This window comes from Enteractinococcus helveticum (assembly GCF_001657475.1).
Lineage (GTDB): Bacteria > Actinomycetota > Actinomycetes > Actinomycetales > Micrococcaceae > Yaniella > Yaniella helvetica.
In genome coordinates this window covers 1-706 of the sequence record NZ_LXEY01000066.1, presented here as the reverse complement: position 1 = coordinate 706, position 706 = coordinate 1, and the positions used below count along the sequence as shown (strand labels likewise).

Genomic DNA, 706 nt, shown 5'->3' with positions numbered 1-706 from the left:
ACACACGATCAATCACAAACGGCAGACTTGAGCAACAGTGGACAGATCCTAATGAACATAAGTCAACGGTATTGTTCGACGGTGGCGCAAATGGTGTAGGTACAACAATCAATCTAACCGAACCATACACAAACTATTCTATTTTATTAGTAAGTGGAACTTATCCAGGTGGCGTTATTGAGGGATTCGGACTAACCACATTACCTAATGCAATTCAATTAAGTAAAGCGAATGTAGTTGACTCAGACGGTAACGGGGGCGGTATTTATGAGTGCTTACTATCCAAAACAAGTAGCACTACTTTAAGAATAGATAACGATGTGTATTTCGATTTAGGCAGAACAACAGGTTCTGGCGCTAATGCAAACAAAGTTACTATAACCAAAATTATGGGGTGGAAATAATGAAAATCACAGTAAACGATAAAAACGAAGTTATCGGATTCGTTAATACTGGCGGTTTACGCAATAGTTTAGATGTAGACGATAATAATGTGCCTATAAAATTTAAAGAAGAGTTCGAACCTAGAAAGTTTGTATTCACTAACGGCGAAATTAAATACAACAACAATTTTGAAAAAGAAGATGATTCGAACACACCAAGTCAACAAACTGCAACAGATTTGAGTGATGAGGAACTTCGCGGAATGGTTGCGAGTATGCAAATGCAGGTGACGCAAGTAAATATTTTGGCGATGGAATTAAAG

2 protein-coding genes are annotated in these 706 nt (G+C 37.7%); both read left to right on the top strand.

Annotated elements, in window-relative coordinates; translation table 11 throughout:
• Positions 1-404 (top strand): hypothetical protein (locus tag A6F49_RS17480; RefSeq protein WP_082911822.1); only part of this gene is annotated, 404 nt, incomplete at its 5' end.
• Positions 404-706: DUF2977 domain-containing protein (locus A6F49_RS14505; RefSeq protein WP_043056594.1), on the top strand; the 303-nt coding region annotated here is incomplete at its 3' end. The genes A6F49_RS17480 and A6F49_RS14505, both read left to right, overlap by 1 nt.